We start from the raw sequence: 1,775 nt of genomic DNA on the forward strand, positions 1-1,775 counted from the left end.
CGTCGTGCCTCCTCGTTGCTCTCCCTGCCTTTGAATAAGTTCGAGTAAGGCTTGTTTTCTTATGCGCCGATTTCCTTTCACTCGCATCATTTACGGGCTCGCAGGCTGTTAACCGTCTCTCCCCACAACCTGCTTTGCAAGGGTAAATGAACGCTGCGCGCCCTTGCAAAGCAGAACGATGTTGAGAGAGCGGACAGCCAAGCGGCTCCGAAAAGTGATACTCAAACAAAAGGAAAATCTTCATGGCGCAACAAAATTCAAACCTAACTCTCTCTAATTCAAATTCAGTGACCAGCGTTTCGCCGCTGGAGCACGAAAGCTCACCCAAAAATGATATCTCTAAGCGTCTGCAACCAGTAGAGCCAAGTCGTGATGTTGCCCTATCAGGATCAACATCTGTGGAAAATATTGTCGTGATTGCCGCTCACGTAAAAGCAAGAGCCAGGCATTCCAGTGTTTGGCTAGAACTGACGGTTTTGTTCCCAGAAACAGAACTCAATAAGCCGTACTGGGGGCAAGGCATCGCGAGAGGTCATGTGATTACTGAAACAAATAAGGTAGGGCTGAATAGTCGTGCTGTAGTCATAGGATGGGTGACAAACAACCATCAATACATCGAAACATAAAAGAGTGGATCATCCCCTTAATTATAAAATGGAGACTTAAAAGATGAAATATCTCTCACACTATATTCAAGACAAACAAACTCAGGCTTTTAATGAGGCAGGGGCGTTCTTTGCTTTTTCTAATCAACAGTTCGATGATGAAAAAAAAGAGGGCGTGAAATATGCGGTGATAGGTATGGGTTTAATTTGCCCAGTTGATAATGCCAAGCAATTAATGACTCGTTTAGATTCTATCGCTCAAGAAGGGATCGCCGAAGATATCAAAGAGAACGGGAAAAAAGCGATCATTCGTCGTGAGTTATTTAATCATGAGTGTTTCTACACCAATGATATTTGTGACTGTGTGGAAAAGCTCGAAGGGTATGGCATCACTTACGATGAAATTCATGAAGTGTTTAATCATATTCGTAAAACGGAAGACGTTTATTAAGCGTGAAAATAAAGCGCCTTGATATTTGCTGTCTCAAATATCAAGGCATGTTCAATTACATCGGAGTTAGATTTAATGAACATTCTGAATGCTACACAAGATAGAGAAGAAACAAAAGCAAAATTTTATATGTGTACGGCTGTGCCGTTTTCGTTGGGTAAAGTGGTCTATACGCAAGGTATTGAGCAGTTATTAGATAATAATGTCGGTGCTAACTTGTCGATTTATTTGCAGCGTCACCAAAGTGGAGATTGGGGAGAGACTTGCATTGAAGATAAAATCACCAATGACGAAGCAACCAAAACAGGCGAGAGAGTGATATCGAATTATACGATTTGTAAACAGTCCGTTTGGATAATAACTAAACGTGACCGCAGTGTGACCACAATTTTATTACCTTGTGAATATTGATATCTCAATGGGATGGCATAAAATGAGAGTCCTATTATTAGGGCTCTTTTTTATGATGAAACCATTACTTTATCTTTCGCTGTTATCGCCGTGTTTCAGTTGGGCTTTTTGCTTTGATGAGGCAGGGCGATTTTATAATGTCGATCCACAGCTTTTAAAATCCATTGCAACGGTAGAGAGCAGCTTAAAGCCGAACGCGTACAATGAAAATAAAAATAGAGTCGGTGAGGTGGTTAGTCGTGACTTTGGATTGATGCAAATCAATTCCCATTGGTTTGATCGACTATCTGAATTTAATGTGAATGAAA

General features: G+C 41.1%; 4 protein-coding genes. All 4 read left to right on the forward strand.

What is annotated here, in order from left to right:
* The first annotated feature begins 242 nt into the window (after positions 1–242).
* On the forward strand, positions 243–626 hold the full coding sequence (locus AB4323_RS23330; protein WP_102535539.1) for a hypothetical protein: 384 nt from the start codon (positions 243–245) through the stop codon (positions 624–626).
* A 43-nt stretch (positions 627–669) separates the two neighbouring features.
* The gene (locus AB4323_RS23335; protein ID WP_102535540.1) at positions 670–1,056 is read left to right on the forward strand and encodes a hypothetical protein; all 387 of its coding nucleotides are present in this window, start codon (positions 670–672) and stop codon (positions 1,054–1,056) included.
* A 75-nt stretch (positions 1,057–1,131) separates the two neighbouring features.
* On the forward strand, positions 1,132–1,467 hold the full coding sequence (locus AB4323_RS23340) for a type I restriction endonuclease subunit M (RefSeq protein WP_102535541.1): 336 nt from the start codon (positions 1,132–1,134) through the stop codon (positions 1,465–1,467).
* A 52-nt stretch (positions 1,468–1,519) separates the two neighbouring features.
* The coding region (locus AB4323_RS23345; protein ID WP_372153463.1) for a lytic transglycosylase domain-containing protein at positions 1,520–1,775 on the forward strand (256 nt) is incomplete at its 3' end.

Source organism: Vibrio sp. 10N.261.52.C11 (genome assembly GCF_041471405.1).
Taxonomy (GTDB): Bacteria; Pseudomonadota; Gammaproteobacteria; order Enterobacterales; family Vibrionaceae; genus Vibrio; species Vibrio crassostreae_C.

What these genes read in the sequence shown, in the direction of transcription:
- AB4323_RS23330 (WP_102535539.1), top strand. Translation starts at nt 243, where the DNA reads ATGGCGCAACAAAATTCAAACCTAACTCTCTCTAATTCAAATTCAGTG.
- AB4323_RS23335 (WP_102535540.1), top strand. Translation starts at nt 670, where the DNA reads ATGAAATATCTCTCACACTATATTCAAGACAAACAAACTCAGGCTTTT.
- AB4323_RS23340 (WP_102535541.1), top strand. Translation starts at nt 1,132, where the DNA reads ATGAACATTCTGAATGCTACACAAGATAGAGAAGAAACAAAAGCAAAA.